Origin of the sequence: Streptococcus parapneumoniae (assembly GCF_037076355.1) — a bacterium.
GTDB classification, from domain to species: domain Bacteria; phylum Bacillota; class Bacilli; order Lactobacillales; family Streptococcaceae; genus Streptococcus; species Streptococcus parapneumoniae.
On sequence record NZ_AP026968.1, the window covers coordinates 2,296,142 to 2,312,515 of the forward strand.

Sequence of the window (16,374 nt, forward strand, 5' to 3'; positions counted from 1 at the left end):
ATGGAATTTAGAACAATTAAAGAGGACGGTCAAGTCCAAGAAGAAATCAAAAAATCCCGTTTTATCTGTCATGCCAAGCGTGTTTATAGCGAAGAAGAGGCTCGTGACTTCATTACCACCATCAAAAAAGAACACTACAAAGCTACGCATAACTGCTCTGCATTTATTATTGGGGAACGTAGTGAAATCAAACGGACAAGTGATGATGGTGAGCCTAGTGGCACTGCTGGTGTTCCCATGCTTGGGGTACTAGAAAATCACAATCTCACCAATGTCTGTGTGGTCGTGACACGCTACTTTGGTGGTATTAAACTAGGCGCTGGAGGACTCATTCGTGCTTACGCCGGCAGTGTTGCCTTAGCTGTCAAAGAAATTGGTATTATTGAAATAAAAGAACAGGCTGGCATTGCTATTCAAATGTCTTATGCTCAGTACCAAGAGTACAGTAACTTTCTTAAAGAACATAATCTCATGGAGCTGGATACAAACTTTACAGATCAAGTCGATACGATGATTTATGTTGATAAAGAAGAAAAAGAAACTATTAAATCTGCACTTGTGGAGTTTTTTAATGGAAAAGTCACTTTAACTGATCAAGGTTTACGAGAAGTTGAAGTTCCTGTAAATTTAGTGTAAACAATGGATAATACAGTGTTTCACTGATATTTCCACCGCTACTTTAATTAGCAAAATAAAAAGATGCGTACCAAAATATACTAGAAAATGAAGCAATTCAAAAAGAAAATGGATAGCGTTCTCCTTTACACCTATTTACTAGAATTAGCCTAACACAATCTCTTAAAATTAATGGCTTAGACCTGTGATATAAAAAAATCCTATCGCTCCGATAGGATTTCTATATTTTACAAATGGTATAGTTAGCGTTATACTAGAAATATCTTATACAAAGAGGTATTCATATGTCTATTTATAACAACATTACTGAACTAATCGGTCAAACTCCGATTGTTAAACTCAACAATATTGTGCCAGAAGGGGCTGCAGATGTCTATGTAAAACTTGAAGCATTTAACCCTGGTTCTTCTGTAAAAGACCGTATTGCTCTTAGCATGATTGAAAAAGCTGAACAAGACGGTATTCTGAAACCTGGTTCTACTATTGTTGAAGCAACAAGTGGAAACACTGGTATTGGACTTTCATGGGTAGGGGCTGCTAAAGGGTATAAAGTTGTTATCGTTATGCCTGAAACTATGAGTGTGGAACGACGTAAGATTATCCAAGCCTATGGTGCTGAACTCGTCCTTACTCCTGGTAGCGAAGGAATGAAAGGTGCTATTGCTAAGGCTCAAGAAATCGCTGCTGAACGTGATGGTTTCCTTCCTCTTCAATTTGACAACCCAGCAAATCCAGAAGTACACGAAAGAACAACAGGAGCTGAAATACTAGCTGCTTTCGGTAAAGATGGACTAAATGCCTTTGTTGCTGGAGTGGGTACCGGCGGAACGATTTCTGGTGTTTCTCATGCACTCAAATCAGCAAATCCAAACATTCAAGTTTATGCAGTGGAAGCTGATGAATCTGCTATTCTATCTGGTGAAAAACCTGGTCCTCACAAAATTCAAGGTATATCAGCTGGATTTATTCCTGATACACTTGATACTAAAGCCTATGATGGTATCGTTCGTGTAACATCAGATGATGCTCTTGCACTCGGACGTGAAATTGGTGGAAAAGATGGCTTCCTTGTAGGGATTTCTTCAGCTGCAGCTATCTACGGAGCCATCGAGATTGCCAAAAAATTAGGTACAGGTAAAAAAGTCCTTGCTCTAGCACCAGATAACGGTGAACGTTATCTCTCTACAGCACTCTATGAATTTGAAGTTTAGTCTCCTAAATGCACTTAGCCCTTATTATAGGGCTTTTTATTTTTACCTTGAAAATAGGAAGCTCTCCCTATAGGGATCGACTGCATAGAAAAAAGGAAGCAAATTTACTTCCTTTCTATAATTAGTTATTCAAGGCTGCTGCCATTGTAGCTGCAACTTCAGCTTCAAAGTCGTTTGCAGCTTTCTCAATACCTTCACCAACTTCAAAGCGAGCGAACTCAACTACTGAAGCGTTAACTGATTCAAGATATGCTTCAACTGTCTTGCTGTCATCCATGATGTAAACTTGTGCAAGAAGTGTGTAAGCTTGGTCAACTTTAGTATTGTCAAGCATGAAGCGATCCATTTTACCTGGGATGATTTTGTCCCAGATTTTTTCTGGTTTGCCTTCTGCAGCCAATTCAGCTTTGATGTCAGCTTCAGCTTGAGCAATAACATCATCAGTCAATTGTGCTTTTGATCCATATTTCAAGTGTGGAAGAGCTGGTTTGTTAACCATTGCACGGCTTTCGTTATCTTGGTCGATAACGTGGTTCAATTGTGCCAACTCATCTTTAACGAATTGTTCATCTAATTCTTTGTAAGAAAGAACTGTTGGTTTCATCGCTGCGATGTGCATTGACAATTGTTTAGCAAGTGCTTCGTCTCCACCTTCGATTACAGAGATAACACCGATACGTCCACCGTTGTGTTGGTATGCTCCGAAGTGTTGTGCATCTGTTTTTTCAATCAAAGCAAAGCGACGGAATGAGATTTTTTCTCCGATAGTCGCTGTTGCAGATACGTATGCAGCTTCAAGAGTTTCACCTGAAGGCATAGTCAAAGCAAGTGCTTCCTCATTATTAGCTGGTTTTCCTTCAACGATTGCTTTAGCTGTTGCGTTTACCAACTCAACAAATTGAGCGTTTTTCGCAACGAAGTCAGTTTCAGCATTTACTTCAACAACTGCTGCAATGTTACCGTCAACATAAACACCAGTCAAACCTTCTGCAGCAACACGGTCAGCTTTCTTAGCTGCTTTTGCCATACCTTTTTCGCGAAGCAATTCAATCGCTTTTTCAATATCGCCTTCCACTTCAACCAATGCTTTTTTAGCGTCCATAACACCAGCACCAGATTTTTCACGCAACTCTTTAACAAGTTTAGCTGTAATTTCTGCCATTTTGATTCTCCTATATTTTTTAAAAATAGGAGAGCCGGGCTAAGCCCCGCCCTCCTAGGTAATTACTATTTATTATGAATTAAGCGTTGTCGCCTTCTACAACTTCAACGATTTCTTCAATTGAATCTGCTTGAGTTTCTGAAGCTGCAAATTCTGCTTCAACTGCTACTGCATCCTCACCTTGACGTCCTTCGATGATAGCATCAGCCAATTTAGCTGTAATCAATTTAACAGCGCGGATAGCGTCATCGTTAGCTGGGATGATTACATCGATATCATCTGGATCAGTATTTGTGTCGACCATCGCTACAACTGGAATTCCCAATTTTTTAGCTTCTTTAACAGCGATTTGCTCTTTATGTGGGTCAACTACGTACATCACATCTGGAATACGAGGCATATCTTCGATACCACCTAAGAATTTTTCAAGACGCGCACGTTGTTTGTTAAGAAGTGCAACTTCTTTCTTAGGAAGAACTTCGAAAGTTCCATCTTCTTCCATACGTTTGATTTCTTTCAAACGAGCGATACGTTTTTGGATTGTTCCCCAGTTTGTAAGAGTTCCACCCAACCAACGGTGGTTGATGAAGTATTGACCTGAACGTACGGCTTCTTCAGCAACTGCATCAGCTGCTTGTTTCTTAGTACCAACGAACAATACAACTGCATCGTTAGCTGCTGCATCACGCATGAAGTCGTATGCTTGGTCAGCGTATTTTACAGTTTGTTGCAAGTCGATAACGTGGATTCCATTACGCTCTGTAAAGATGTATTTAGCCATCTTAGGGTTCCAGCGACGAGTTTGGTGACCAAAGTGTACACCAGCCTCAAGAAGTTGTTTCATTGAAATTACTGCCATGAGTATTTCTCCTTTTTGTTTTTTTCCTCTTCTTGACTTCAACTCGCAAAACGACCCAAGGGCAACTGCTTCACAATTCATCAAGAATGAGTATTATCGTTCACACGACAATTTTTATTCTACCATACTTTTTCGATATTTTCAAGCTATTTTGATGGGATTTTTAATCGTTATTGTCTCTGGTAAAACCTAAAAAAGAGGGCTCTATTCGAGTCCCTCTCTCTAATTAGTCTGCATAAATATATGTCACAAAACCTTCAGAAGTCGTTGTTGGATTAAACCATCCACGGTGGTTTCCAAGTGTGCGATTACCTGCATAGTTTGATTCTGATACTTGGATACGTGTTGTTGATTCAACAGCTGTAACAACCGCTACGTGTCCATATCCACCATCGTTCCAACATGCAATTGCTCCAACTTGAGGTGTCGATCCTGTACGGAATCCTGCTGCAGCTGCACTTGTAGCCCACTGTGCTCCATTACCCCAGTAGTCTCCAGCCCAAGGTGCCAATGTTTTTACTCCCCAGGTACATTCACCAATTGGATAAGTTGAGGCATCTGTATTATATGTTGGACGTACTTTAGCCTGAACAGGTGCTACTGCAGATTCAGATACTGCTTGTACCTGTGCTGTTAGGTTTGTATTACCTGAAGCAAGTACTGATTGTTGTTGGCTAGCTTGTTTTTCTTTATAAGCTGCTTCTGCTGCCGCAGCTGCACGAGCCTCTGCCTCAGCTGCTGCTTTTTGTTCTAATAGACTTGCCTTTTCCCCTTCAGCTGTCGCTTTCTCAGCAGCAAGACTCAATTCAGCAGCTTTTAGTTCTGCCTGTTTCGTAGTCAATGCTTGAGCATCATCAGCTAATTTTTGTTGATTAGCAATTACAGTATTGATAGCATCATTATTTGCTACTTGTTTTTCAGAAATAGCTTTTTTATCTGCCTTTTGTTGTTCTAACATTTTGTTATTCGCAGATACGATTTCACTCATTGCAGCAACACGTGAAATAGCTTCTGTAATTGATTTTGAGTTTACGATTGTATTGATGTAGCTAGTTGCGGCTCCATTTGTTTGAGCACTACGAGCTTGTTTTTCCAAAGATTGGTTACGAGAAACAATGTTTTTAGAAAGTTCTGTAATCTCACCCTCGAGTTTCTTAGATTCTGCTTGTAATCTATCATTTTCAGATTGCAAGTTAGATTGCTCTGCTTGAATAGCAGATACTTGCTCCTGAATTTGATCAACTTGTTTTTGTGCTTCTTCTTGTTGTGCTGTTAAGTTACTAATTTTATTATCTTGAGCAGCAATTTTGTCATCAGTCGTTTCTGCATGGGCAGTCGTCAATACTGCTGCCTGGGAAACCATTACTGTACTTAATAAAAGCGAGGCTAAGATTTTTTTCTTCATGGTTAATAAATACTCCTTCTGTTTAAGACAATACTAGTATACCAAAAAAAACTCCAATAAATATTACGCCTTTGTTACATTTATATGTCGTTCTTATAGATAATATTTTTCAAAAATAAATTGAAAAACAGTAATCCATAAAAAATTTAAAATCATCGTCGGTACCAAGCTATAGACTATAAAAATCGACATGTTATCCACTGTCAGCCCTACCATAAAAGCCAAAAGATAACTACCCATTTCAAACAGGAATGTCAGGACAATCATGGCTAGCATTCGTGTCCAACGATTCAACAAAATAACACTATTCAATTTATGAAGAAAGGCTCCCAATAAGATAAATAAGAGAGTTGCAATCCCTATTAGATGGAAAAAGTAAACATCGTAAACCAAGCCTATCACAAAACAATAGACTAGGTAGAGATACTCTGATACTTCTATCGTCTCAAATAAGAGAAATAGAAAAAGAAAATGACTAGCCAAATGTACATGGGGGAAAAATGAGCCCAGAAGCTGGCTAATATGAGCGTCAATTAGAACCAAGAAAGGTAGCAATAAAAACACTCCTACCCGCTTTAACTGTCTCATTATGAATTCCCCACTAATTCTATCACATCCACATTATGAGTATCTGCACTCAACTTAACAGTTACTTCTCGTGTCAAATAGTCCGTACTATGCGTTGTGGCAACCACTTCACCAACAGGAATATCCGCAACGTTAAAGTTTCCTAATCCACCCGTTGTCACTTTATCGCCTGTACTAATATCGCTATTGCTATTTAATTGGCTAATTTTAAGAACTTCATTTTCCTTGTCGTAGCCAACAATAATTCCATAAATTGTGGTAGTGCCGTGTTGAATTTTAACAGAAATCTTATCAGCATTTTCCGTATTTGTCAGAAGGTTAACCATAGTAGAGTTCTCCTCTACTTTTGAAACGCTCCCAATCAAACCACCATTTGCAATGGCTAACATGTTCTCAGAAGCTCCTTTTGATTTGCCTACATCTAAGGTCAACTCCTGCTTCCAAGATACCGGAGAACGCATAATAACATCTGCTGCTAAAGTCTTTGTGGCTTGCAATTTAGACTTCATATCAAGCAATTGACGCAGTTGTTCATTTTCCGTCTTTAAACTTTCCGCCTCATTTGATTTGACTTCTAACTGGTAAATCTGTTTCTTCAAACTTTCATTTTCATTATATGTTCGTGTCAAATGAGCCAAATCTGATTTGACAGAATCAAACCACCGAAAAGGTTTTTGTACAACCCTATCAACCAATGAGATCCCATCTCCTAATTTTGTCACAATTGTACTTGAATAAGTCGTCGCTAAGAGAGCTGAGACAAGCAGAACAGTGACAAAAACAATAATGACATATTTTGATTTTTTAAAACGGTTCATATCCCTACCTTTATATCAAAAACTGTTACAGTAACTTTTTATCAATTCCTAAAAGCTACTAAGATTTTAAGAAAAATAAGCAACAACCAAGTACGATAATAACAAGAATAGTCAGCGTATCCTTTCGAGTCCATTTCAGTTGTCGGTATTGACTTCTACCTTTTCCACCCTGATAACCACGCGCTTCCATGGCGATAGCCAAGGAATCCGCACGTTTTAAACTTGTCGCAAAAAGAGGAATCAAAATGGGAATCATCGCCTTTACTTTTTGAACAATGCTTCCTTCACCAAAATCCACTCCACGCGCTTTCTGTGCATTCATAATCCGCGTCGTATCATCCATTAAGGTCGGAACAAAACGTAGACTCATGGACAGCATCAAACCAATTTCATGAACTGGAACTTTCACACGCTTTAAAGGTGCTAATAAAGCTTCGACAGCTGATGCCAAACTTAAGGGCATGGTCGTTAAGGTTAACAAAGTTGAAAAGAAAATAATCAATACAAAACGACAAAAAATAATCCCAGCTTGTTGCAAAGCATAATCTGTGATTCTCACAAACGAAAACTCAAATAACACATTCCCATTAGAAATGAAAAATAGTTGAAAAATAGTTGTGAAGGCAATCAAGAAAAACATAGACTTCAAGCCCTGAATAAAAAATGAAAGAGATACTCCTGACAAGGCAATAAATATCCCTGTCGCTATAAAAAGAATTAGATTCGTCAAGGGATTATTAGCCCAAAAAACGATCAAAATTAGTAACATCATAGCAAGCAATTTGCTACGTGGATCCAATCGGTGAACAATCGAATCCCCTGGGATATAACGCCCCAAAATCATACTATCCATTTAGCGACTCCTTGAACTCCTCTATCTTAATCGGTAATCGTTTAAATGACACGCCTCTATCAGCCAATCGTTTACAGAAAGCCGTAATCTTAGGTACTCCCAACTGCACTTCTTCCATAAAGACAACATCTTGAAAGACATCACTTGGTTTACCACCCTTAACTAAACGTCCCTTTTCCATCACATAGACTTGATTTGCATATTCAGCAACATCATCCATCAAATGCGTTACCAAGACAATGGTCATCCCTGACTGGTGGAGTTTTTTGAACAAATTCATCAGCTCTTTTCTTCCCAGGGGATCTAGGCCTGCTGTGGGCTCATCTAAGACTAATATGGCTGGTTCCATGGCAAGTATACCTGCAATGGCGACACGTCTCATTTGTCCACCTGACAGCTCAAACGGGCTACGATTTAAAAGTGATTCATCAATTCCAACCAGAGCCAGTTTCTCACGCGCAATCTTCTCCGCATCTTCTTCAGAAACTCCAAAATTTTGCGGTCCAAAAGCAACGTCTTTCAAAACCGTTTCTTCAAAAATCTGATTTTCAGCAAACTGAAATACCAAGCCAACCTGTTTTCTAATTTGACGAATATCTTTATTTTTAGAAGTCGAGGTGATTAAGGTATCAAAAACCCTCACACTCCCTTGACTTGGCACCAATAAACCATTTAAAAGTTGTAAAATAGTTGATTTACCGCTACCTGTGTGCCCAATTAAAGCCGTATAAGAACCATCTTCAATCGTCAAAGAAACATCCGACAAAGCTGCTGAAGCTAAGGGAGTCCCTTCTTGATATATAAAATTCACATTTTCTAGAGCAATTCCCATAGCTTATCCTCTAGCTCACTTTCTGTCAAATAATTTTCAGGTAAATCATAGCCATTCTGGCTCAAAGAATTTTTTAATTGATTGGCAAAAGGATCGTCTAATCCAATTTGATCTAAATCATTTCGAGAGAAAAGATCTCTTGGACTACTAGTTGATTCAATTGATCCTTTTTTCATGACCAACACGCGATCGCTCATGGCAACTTCTTCCAAATCATGTGTAATGGAAATGACCGTCATATCATAGTCTTTTCGAATTCCTTTTACTGTCTCAATCAGTTCTCTACGTCCCTCAGGGTCCAACATACTCGTTGCTTCATCTAGGATTAAAATAGCTGGTCTTAGGGCTACAACACCTGCAATGGCCACACGTTGCTTTTGGCCACCTGATAGACGCGCCGGCTCTCTCTTTTTAAAGTCCAACATGCCAACTAAAGCCAGAGCTTCTTCCACTCTCTTTTTCATTTCTTGACGAGAAAGGCCCTGATTTTCCAAACCAAAGGCAACATCATCTTCAACAGTCGCTCCAACAAATTGATTGTCTGGATTTTGAAAAACCATACCGATTTGACGACGTATACTCCAAACATTCTCCTCAGTCAGCCGTTGGCCATCAATTACAATCTCTCCAGATTCTGCTTCCAGTAAACCATCAATTAATCGAACCGTCGTTGATTTACCACTACCATTGTGTCCTACAATCGAAAGCCATTCTCCACGTTTCACGTGAAACGTAATATCCCTCACATCATAGTATTCCTGATTTTCTTTATAGCGAAAAGAAAGATTTTTTACATCAATTATTGATTTCATTTCGAACCAAATGTCCCTTTAAATACATAGGCACTACCCTTGAAATAATCATAACCAGAGTAGATAGTGAAAAACAAGGCCACATAAAGTAGAACTTGACCAATCAAAGTCCAATGTAATAGCAAGAAAATAATCGCAAACATCTGACTGAAAGTTTTAATTTTCCCAGGCATTGCTGCCGCTAAAACTCTTCCACCAGTTTCAACCAGTAAAAGCCTTAAACCTGTCACAGCCAACTCACGACAGATAATCACTGCAACAATCCAAGCCGGAGCCATCCCTAACTCAATCAACATAATAAAAGCCGACATAACTAGTAACTTATCCGCCATAGGATCTGCAAATTTACCAAAATTACTGACCACATTCCATTTACGAGCTAAATATCCATCTAGGTAGTCTGTGATACTGGCAATAGCAAAGATAATAGCTGCTACCATATGACTTTCTATCGAATTTCCTATCGTTAAAATAAAGATAAAAATAGGTATAAAGAGAATTCGACCTATTGTTAAGAGATTTGGAATTTGTTCTTTTTTCATTTGTTTTTCCTTAATTTTTAGTAAAGGTTACAGTGATTTGTCCAGTCTGAGCTGTTAATTTCGATAAATCAACAGTCTGATTATCTACTGTCAAAGTAACACCTTTTACAACACCTAAGGTAATGGTTACAGGACTTTTAGTTGCAACTGTTGTTTCCGTACTTTTCTTCTCTGGCGATAAGGTTACACCGCCATCAAGTTCGCTTTCTGAAACGCTGACCCAACTTGTAACATCTGAAACTGCCAATTGCAATTTAACTGTTTCTTTACTTGTCTTATAAGCGATTTCTACATGATTTCCTTCACCTGATACACTTATAGCTGATTCTACACTAGAAGAACTGCTAGATGAACTACTACTTGAGGAGTGGGGAACAGAGCTAGTTGAACTTATTGAATTTGTTGATTGAACTACACTGTAATTAGAAATAGAAGGCCCCTCTGGTTGAGTTTGAATATAATTCCAAACATAATAGGTCACAAAAATTAGAATCGATAAGGCAAAAAGGATAAAATAAAATAAAGGTAAAAAGGATGTTTTTTTCTTCTTTTTCTTACTTGAACGTCTGCGCCCTGTCAACTCGTCTTCATCAACATCTACTTCCTCATAAGTAATCATACTCCCAGAATCATAAGCATCCAAAACAATTTGGTCATCTAACTCAACAGCCCATGCATATTTTCTCAAGAAAGAGCGTGTGTAAAAAGGACTTGGAAGTTGATCGAAATCGTCTGCTTCCATTGCTTCCAACATATCTAACTGGATGTCTGTCTTTTTCTGCAATTCATCTAAACTCAATCCCTGATTGATTCTAGCTAATCGTAAAACCTCACCAATTGTTTTTTTCCTCATACTTGTCATCCCTTCTTTCTAGTGTCTATTATGATAGGTTACTACGATGGGAATATTGTAAAATCAACTATATCCCCTTCATCTATTAAGTGATGTCCTGCTTCAAGGACATCCTCTAAAGTAATTTCCTGTAAAATCTTTGGTAAATCAAAAATTGTCTCACCATGTTCAAAAGCATCATATTGCGTTGCAATAAATTCAAGAGAGTTCATGCTACTGAAAAATTCCCCAAACATCTCTCTTTTGATAATATCTAAATGATCCTCTGTAATATCCAAATCCTTTGTGAAATTACGAACGGCCTTCCTAAACTGATGAGATAAAGCAACTGGCTCTTTCGTATCCATTGTCAACATAACGAAATGAAAACGACTTGTTACTTCAATTTCAAAAGATAAGGAAGCATCTATTTTACCTGATTCATATAACTTTTGAAAACGATCCGAAGTCCAACCAAACATCATTGCAAATAATAATTTCAATAAAATATGATGTCGATAGCAATCCGCCTCAGCAACTTCTTGATTACCTCTAATCCCAATCGCTAGCTTGGGAGAAGATACTTCCATTCTCATACTGTCTGTTGGCTTTACATCTTGTAAAAGCAACTTTTCTCTTGATACTTCCTGAACATTTAGATCTTCCAGTTCCTTTCTTTCAAAATAGTCCTGTACTTGCTCCACATCAAAATTACCAACTAAAAACAGAGACATATTTACAGGTTTGTAAAACCTTGTAAAATTTTCTTGCAAATTAGTTAGATTGATTTGGGAAATGGACTCCTCACTTCCAACTATATCCGTTGCTAAAGGTGTGCCAGGATATAAATTCGCTAAAGTTGAAAAGAATAAACACGAATCGGGATCATCTTGGTACATTTCTCGTTCTTGCTGGATAATATCCTGCTCTCTCAAAATGGAAGCTTCAGTAAAGTGTGCTGATGTTACCAATTCATCAAGTAAATCTAAATTCTCTAAGAGATAATCCGTCGATGAAAAAAGATAGTTTGTTTTTGTAAAGCTTGTAAAGGCATTGCTATCTGCACCTAGACTCGTAAAAGCTGACATCAAATCGCTAGAATCTTCTCTCTCAAATAATTTATGTTCAAGAAAATGAGCAATTCCCGCAGGATATTGTTTTACATCTCCGTCAACTTCTGTGACAAGCGTATCTACCGAACCAAACTGGACAGTTACACTCCCGTAAACCTCTTTAAATTCCTTTTTAGGCAAAAGAGCAACTGTCAATCCATTTGACAAACGAGTTCGATAAACCATTTCTTTTACAGCTGGATAGTATTTTTCTTCAAAAACAACCTTTGTCATTCTATTCCTTCCATAAAGTAAATCGCCTGTAGTTTCACATTATTAGCTGCTCTACAAATAGCATCTTTGTCAACTTGCTCGAGTTTTGCAATCCAACTTTTAAAGTCTGCTGAAGATTTTCCAAGTAAGGCATTTTGATAAGCACGTTCAATCAATGAACCTTGATTATCTTGAGAAAGCAACAAAGACCGACGAATCATTTCCTTTGTTTGCTCTAACTCAAGCTCTGTAAAATATCCTTTTTTTAAATCAATCAGTTGATTATTCATCATTTTACGAGCCTGGTTACGATTTTCTCGATCGATACCAGCATACATCCTCAAGTATCCACTAAACAAATCAAGCTGACTTGAAATAGTGTAAGCCAATCCAGCATTTTCACGGATGTTTGTAAAGAGCTTAGAGTGAGCAAATCCACCAAGTAAACCATTCATTACAATCATGGGTAAATGTTGCTCATCGCCATATTCAGAAGGGCAATGATAGCCTAATTCCAAAATGGATTGTCCCAAATTTTTCCGAACCATACCTTCCTGAAGGATATTGGAATAAGGTTGACAATACTGAACCATCACATCTCCTTTTCGACCTTTAAAGTCAAATGATTCTAATACATTTTGAATTTCAACCTCATTAAAATCACCTAGGAAAAAGAAATCTATTCGATCATTGGCCAAAAATTCTTGGAAACAAGAATAAGAACTTTGTGGAGTTTCAGCTAAAATACGATTTCGTAAATCACTATATTCCAATCTGAGACGTTCATCATGAAAAAATAATTTATCCAATTCTTTATGTGCAAAATAAAAAGAATCATCCATATCAGCTGCTAAACTTGCTAGCAATTGTTTTTTCTCAATTTCAAATAAGGCCGAATCAAACCCATTATCAACTACTACGGGGGAAAAAAGAGTTTCTTTTACTAGTTCCAAAACCTGAGAAGTTAGCACATTTTTCCTACTTAAAAACTCATCACGAACATAGGTGAATGTCAATTCTACAATATGACTTTGCCCTCTTCTGAAACAATTGGTTGACATATCTGTACCGTATAGACTGGCTAAATGTCTTCTCAAATCTTGAGAAGTGGGATACATCTGATTAGCAGTCTCTAGCATACTCGCACTCAACATGCGACCTGAAATCGTATCGAGGGATAATGGAGCGGTAAAACGCACGGCGATTTTGTTCGTTTTAAACTTTTTTGATTGGATAAAATGTGTTGAAATTCCATGCACTAACTCCATGATTTACCTCCTTATATACAGACTTCTATTATATCACGAAAACCTGAAATTTTCTTGTTCTCTGTAACACTTTTGAAATAAAAATCGCTTACATTACTCCTTGTTTCTCTCACTATTTTTAGGAAAATATGGTATAATACCAAAGATTGAGGTGAATTATGGAATACAAATTATTTGAAGAATTTATTACCCTCCAAGCACTACTCAAAGAACTTGGAATTACACATAGCGGAGGAGCTATTAAATCATTTCTCTCTGAACATTCTGTTTACTTTAATGGGGAATTAGAAAATCGTCGTGGTAAAAAACTTCGTATTGGTGATAAAGTTGACATCCCTGACATGAATATTGACATCTTGTTGACACAACCTACTTCTGAGGAGCAAGAGGAATACCAAGCTGATAAAGTTGAAAAAGAACGAATTGCTAAACTTGTTAAGGAGATGAATAAAGGTGTAAAAAAAGATAAATCAAAACCTACTTCATCACCCAAAAGCAAACAAGCTCCGCGATTCCCTGGTAGATAATCATGTGGCTACAACACCTATCTCTCAAGACTTTTCGTAACTATAAAGAGACGAAAATAGACTTTAATCCTAAATTAAATGTCTTTTTAGGACGCAATGCACAAGGTAAAACAAATATGTTAGAGGCTATCTATTTTTTAGCCTTAACACGCAGTCATCGAACTCGAACAGATAAAAATCTCATTCATTTTGATGAGGAACAGCTTCATCTTTCAGGTCTTGTTCAGAAAAAAACTGGATCTATTCCTCTCGAAATCGAACTAACACAAAAAGGGCGTGTGACAAAAGTTAATCATTTAAAACAGGCACGCCTTTCAGATTATGTAGGACACATGAATGTTGTCTTATTTGCTCCTGAAGATTTACAACTAATTAAAGGAGCACCTTCAGTTCGACGAAAATTTATTGATATGGAGCTTGGGCAAATTAAGCCAATCTATTTATCAGATTTAACCAATTATAACCATATTCTTAAGCAAAGAAATACCTATTTAAAATCAGCTCAAAAAATAGATGAAACCTTCCTTTCAGTACTAGATGATCAGCTAGTCGATTATGGATGTCGTGTAATGAATCACCGCTTAGATTTTATAAAAAAACTAGAGCATTTTGGCCGTAAGAAACATTTTGAACTTTCTAATCAGATTGAAGAGTTGTCAATATCCTATCAATCTTCTGTAAAGTCAACTGAAAAAGAAGACTTATCAGAATCTTTCAAAATTGCTTTAGAAAAAAGTAGGTCCAGAGATTTATTTAAAAAGAATACTGGTGTTGGGCCTCATCGAGATGACATTTCTTTTTATATAAATGGGATGGATGCTAGTTTCGGAAGTCAAGGCCAACATCGTAGTCTCGTCCTCTCGATAAAATTAGCAGAAATCGAATTAATGGAAAGTATTACTACAGAATCTCCGATATTATTACTTGACGATGTCATGAGTGAACTTGACAACACTAGACAGTTAAAATTATTAGAAACGATTTCTCAGTCAATCCAAACCTTTATAACAACAACAAGCTTGGATCATCTTCAAAATTTGCCAGAAAATCTAAGTATCTTCACTATTCAGGATGGTAAAGTTGCTGTAAATGAAAATTGACAACATTGTAAAAGAACTCCTGTTTTTACTGGAGTTCTTTTCATTTCTTTTACATAGAATAATTTGGCGCCTCATTCGTAATTTGTACATCATGAGGGTGACTTTCTTTCAAACCAGCACCAGACATTTCAATAAATTGAGCATTATCGTGTAGTTCTTTAAGGTTAGCTGCACCACAGTAACCCATACCAGAGCGAATACCACCAATCATTTGAAAGACAATATCAGCTGCCGCTCCTTTATAAGCAACACGACCTTCAATTCCTTCTGGAACAAGTTTGTTTGCTTCATTGACAGAACCTTGGAAGTAACGATCACTTGAACCTTTTTTCATAGCAGCGATTGATCCCATACCACGGTACGTCTTGAACTTACGTCCTTGGAAGATTTCAGTTTCACCTGGAGCTTCATCAGTTCCAGCAAACATTGATCCAAGCATAACTGCATTTCCACCTGCAGCAAGGGCTTTTACAATATCTCCAGAATACTTGATTCCACCGTCGGCAATGATCGTTTTACCATATTCACGCGCAACAGCTGCAGCATCGTAGATAGCTGTTACTTGCGGAACACCAACACCAGCAATCACACGAGTAGTACAGATAGAACCTGGTCCAATCCCAACCTTGACAACGTCTACACCTGCTTCATAAAGGGCACGTGCACCCTCAGCTGTTGCAATATTTCCAGCAATCAAAGTACGATCTGGGAAGTGAGCACGAATCTCAGCAATTTTACGCAAGACACCTGCAGAATGACCATGTGCAGTATCAATAACAATCGCATCCGCTCCTGCCTCAAAAAGAGCCTCTGCACGTTCAAATGTATCTGAAGTAACACCTACTGCACCTGCAACTAGTAGACGACCAAACTCATCTTTAGCAGCATTTGGAAACTCAATAACTTTTTCAATATCTTTGATAGTAATCAAACCAGAAAGACGGCCTTCTTCATCTACCAACGGAAGTTTTTCAATACGGTGCTCTTGAAGAATGCTTTCAGCCGTTGCAAGATCTGTACCCACAGGAGCAGTCACAAGATTTTCACTAGTCATATGGTTTGAAATTGGTTGATTATAATCTGAAATAAAACGAAGATCTCGGTTTGTCAAAATACCAACCAATTTACGATTTTCAAGTGTTTCAACAACTGGAACACCACTGATGCGGTAACGACCCATAAGCTCATCTGCTTCAGCAATTGTATGTTCAGGCGTCAAGAAGAACGGATCAATAATAACCCCATTTTCAGAACGTTTTACCTTACGAACCTCGTCTGCTTGTTGAGCAATTGACATGTTTTTATGGATAACTCCGAGACCACCTGCACGAGCAATAGCAATGGCCATTTGACTCTCTGTAACTGTGTCCATGGCAGCGGTAATAATTGGGATATTTAAAGTCAGATTATCTGCCAATTTAGTTGTTAAATCTGCATCGTTAGGCAACACATGACTTTCAGCTGGAATAAGCAATACATCATCAAAGGTAAAACCTTTTTTCAAAAATTTAGTGTCCCAATTAGACATTCGAAGTTTCCTCTTTTCTTTCTTTTTGAGCTTGACTCTTTTTATATTGTATCTATCATACCATTCTATAAAAATT

Annotated in this window: 17 protein-coding genes; 4 read left to right on the plus strand and 13 right to left on the minus strand. The window is 37.7% G+C overall.

What is annotated here, in order from left to right; genetic code table 11:
• Together SP4011_RS11250 and cysK are read left to right on the plus strand one after the other, a co-directional pair.
• Nucleotides 1-636 (plus strand): YigZ family protein, encoded by a 636-nt coding sequence (locus tag SP4011_RS11250; protein ID WP_338619356.1) that lies wholly within the window; start codon nt 1-3, stop codon nt 634-636.
• Nucleotides 637-920: 284 nt separating this feature from the next.
• Nucleotides 921-1,847, plus strand: coding sequence for a cysteine synthase A (gene cysK, locus SP4011_RS11255; protein WP_338619357.1), 927 nt, complete (start codon nt 921-923; stop codon nt 1,845-1,847).
• A gap of 121 nt (nt 1,848-1,968) precedes the next feature.
• Here the strand turns inward: cysK and tsf are convergent, their stop codons facing one another.
• The 12 genes from tsf to yfmF form a co-directional block, all read right to left on the minus strand.
• Entirely contained in the window at nt 1,969-3,009 is a 1,041-nt protein-coding gene (tsf, locus tag SP4011_RS11260) for a translation elongation factor Ts (RefSeq protein WP_173234333.1), read from the minus strand.
• 79 nt (nt 3,010-3,088) lie between these two features.
• Nucleotides 3,089-3,868 (minus strand): 30S ribosomal protein S2, encoded by a 780-nt coding sequence (gene rpsB, locus SP4011_RS11265; protein WP_000268466.1) that lies wholly within the window; start codon nt 3,866-3,868, stop codon nt 3,089-3,091.
• A gap of 226 nt (nt 3,869-4,094) precedes the next feature.
• Nucleotides 4,095-5,273 carry a peptidoglycan hydrolase PcsB gene (gene pcsB / locus SP4011_RS11270; RefSeq protein ID WP_112445445.1) on the minus strand — a complete coding sequence of 393 codons (1,179 nt, stop codon included), beginning with the start codon at nt 5,271-5,273 and terminating at the stop codon, nt 4,095-4,097.
• 93 nt (nt 5,274-5,366) lie between these two features.
• Nucleotides 5,367-5,861, minus strand: a complete 495-nt coding sequence (gene mreD, locus SP4011_RS11275) for a rod shape-determining protein MreD (protein ID WP_173283105.1) — start codon at nt 5,859-5,861, stop codon at nt 5,367-5,369.
• Entirely contained in the window at nt 5,861-6,679 is an 819-nt protein-coding gene (mreC, locus tag SP4011_RS11280) for a rod shape-determining protein MreC (RefSeq protein WP_173283106.1), read from the minus strand. The genes mreD and mreC overlap by 1 nt, the downstream gene beginning before the upstream one ends.
• A gap of 58 nt (nt 6,680-6,737) precedes the next feature.
• Nucleotides 6,738-7,532: an energy-coupling factor transporter transmembrane component T family protein gene (locus SP4011_RS11285; RefSeq protein ID WP_020902295.1), complete on the minus strand. Its 795-nt coding sequence runs from the start codon at nt 7,530-7,532 to the stop codon at nt 6,738-6,740.
• Nucleotides 7,525-8,364: an energy-coupling factor transporter ATPase gene (locus SP4011_RS11290; RefSeq protein ID WP_338619362.1), complete on the minus strand. Its 840-nt coding sequence runs from the start codon at nt 8,362-8,364 to the stop codon at nt 7,525-7,527. The genes SP4011_RS11285 and SP4011_RS11290 overlap by 8 nt, the downstream gene beginning before the upstream one ends.
• Nucleotides 8,349-9,176 carry an energy-coupling factor ABC transporter ATP-binding protein gene (locus SP4011_RS11295; protein ID WP_338619364.1) on the minus strand — a complete coding sequence of 276 codons (828 nt, stop codon included), beginning with the start codon at nt 9,174-9,176 and terminating at the stop codon, nt 8,349-8,351. Before SP4011_RS11295 ends, SP4011_RS11290 begins: the two co-directional genes overlap by 16 nt.
• Nucleotides 9,173-9,718 carry a CDP-diacylglycerol--glycerol-3-phosphate 3-phosphatidyltransferase gene (pgsA, locus tag SP4011_RS11300; RefSeq protein ID WP_338619365.1) on the minus strand — a complete coding sequence of 182 codons (546 nt, stop codon included), beginning with the start codon at nt 9,716-9,718 and terminating at the stop codon, nt 9,173-9,175. The genes SP4011_RS11295 and pgsA overlap by 4 nt, the downstream gene beginning before the upstream one ends.
• 10 nt (nt 9,719-9,728) lie before the next feature.
• Nucleotides 9,729-10,571, minus strand: coding sequence for a cytoskeleton protein RodZ (gene rodZ / locus SP4011_RS11305; protein WP_338619366.1), 843 nt, complete (start codon nt 10,569-10,571; stop codon nt 9,729-9,731).
• A 41-nt stretch (nt 10,572-10,612) separates the two neighbouring features.
• Nucleotides 10,613-11,896 carry an EF-P 5-aminopentanol modification-associated protein YfmH gene (yfmH, locus tag SP4011_RS11310; protein WP_338619367.1) on the minus strand — a complete coding sequence of 428 codons (1,284 nt, stop codon included), beginning with the start codon at nt 11,894-11,896 and terminating at the stop codon, nt 10,613-10,615.
• The gene (gene yfmF, locus SP4011_RS11315) at nt 11,893-13,143 is read right to left on the minus strand and encodes an EF-P 5-aminopentanol modification-associated protein YfmF (protein ID WP_338619369.1); all 1,251 of its coding nucleotides are present in this window, start codon (nt 13,141-13,143) and stop codon (nt 11,893-11,895) included. Before yfmF ends, yfmH begins: the two co-directional genes overlap by 4 nt.
• Before the next feature lie 158 nt (nt 13,144-13,301).
• On the opposite strand from yfmF, the gene yaaA reads away from it, so the two are divergent.
• Both yaaA and recF read left to right on the plus strand, forming a co-directional pair.
• A complete protein-coding gene (yaaA, locus tag SP4011_RS11320; protein ID WP_033689596.1) occupies nt 13,302-13,670 on the plus strand; it encodes a S4 domain-containing protein YaaA in 369 nt (122 codons plus the stop codon).
• 2 nt (nt 13,671-13,672) lie between these two features.
• Nucleotides 13,673-14,770 (plus strand): DNA replication/repair protein RecF, encoded by a 1,098-nt coding sequence (gene recF, locus SP4011_RS11325; protein WP_261064196.1) that lies wholly within the window; start codon nt 13,673-13,675, stop codon nt 14,768-14,770.
• Between the two features lie 49 nt (nt 14,771-14,819).
• Here the strand turns inward: recF and guaB are convergent, their stop codons facing one another.
• Nucleotides 14,820-16,298, minus strand: a complete 1,479-nt coding sequence (gene guaB, locus SP4011_RS11330) for an IMP dehydrogenase (RefSeq protein WP_000073418.1) — start codon at nt 16,296-16,298, stop codon at nt 14,820-14,822.
• Nucleotides 16,299-16,374: the final 76 nt, after the last annotated feature.

Bases quoted from the DNA above. Each gene is read 5' to 3' on its own strand.
- SP4011_RS11250 (WP_338619356.1), top strand. From the start codon at position 1: ATGGAATTTAGAACAATTAAAGAGGACGGTCAAGTCCAAGAAGAAATC.
- cysK (WP_338619357.1), top strand. From the start codon at position 921: ATGTCTATTTATAACAACATTACTGAACTAATCGGTCAAACTCCGATT.
- tsf (WP_173234333.1), bottom strand. From the start codon at position 3,009: ATGGCAGAAATTACAGCTAAACTTGTTAAAGAGTTGCGTGAAAAATCT.
- rpsB (WP_000268466.1), bottom strand. From the start codon at position 3,868: ATGGCAGTAATTTCAATGAAACAACTTCTTGAGGCTGGTGTACACTTT.
- pcsB (WP_112445445.1), bottom strand. From the start codon at position 5,273: ATGAAGAAAAAAATCTTAGCCTCGCTTTTATTAAGTACAGTAATGGTT.
- mreD (WP_173283105.1), bottom strand. From the start codon at position 5,861: ATGAGACAGTTAAAGCGGGTAGGAGTGTTTTTATTGCTACCTTTCTTG.
- mreC (WP_173283106.1), bottom strand. From the start codon at position 6,679: ATGAACCGTTTTAAAAAATCAAAATATGTCATTATTGTTTTTGTCACT.
- SP4011_RS11285 (WP_020902295.1), bottom strand. From the start codon at position 7,532: ATGGATAGTATGATTTTGGGGCGTTATATCCCAGGGGATTCGATTGTT.
- SP4011_RS11290 (WP_338619362.1), bottom strand. From the start codon at position 8,364: ATGGGAATTGCTCTAGAAAATGTGAATTTTATATATCAAGAAGGGACT.
- SP4011_RS11295 (WP_338619364.1), bottom strand. From the start codon at position 9,176: ATGAAATCAATAATTGATGTAAAAAATCTTTCTTTTCGCTATAAAGAA.
- pgsA (WP_338619365.1), bottom strand. From the start codon at position 9,718: ATGAAAAAAGAACAAATTCCAAATCTCTTAACAATAGGTCGAATTCTC.
- rodZ (WP_338619366.1), bottom strand. From the start codon at position 10,571: ATGAGGAAAAAAACAATTGGTGAGGTTTTACGATTAGCTAGAATCAAT.
- yfmH (WP_338619367.1), bottom strand. From the start codon at position 11,896: ATGACAAAGGTTGTTTTTGAAGAAAAATACTATCCAGCTGTAAAAGAA.
- yfmF (WP_338619369.1), bottom strand. From the start codon at position 13,143: ATGGAGTTAGTGCATGGAATTTCAACACATTTTATCCAATCAAAAAAG.
- yaaA (WP_033689596.1), top strand. From the start codon at position 13,302: ATGGAATACAAATTATTTGAAGAATTTATTACCCTCCAAGCACTACTC.
- recF (WP_261064196.1), top strand. From the start codon at position 13,673: ATGTGGCTACAACACCTATCTCTCAAGACTTTTCGTAACTATAAAGAG.
- guaB (WP_000073418.1), bottom strand. From the start codon at position 16,298: ATGTCTAATTGGGACACTAAATTTTTGAAAAAAGGTTTTACCTTTGAT.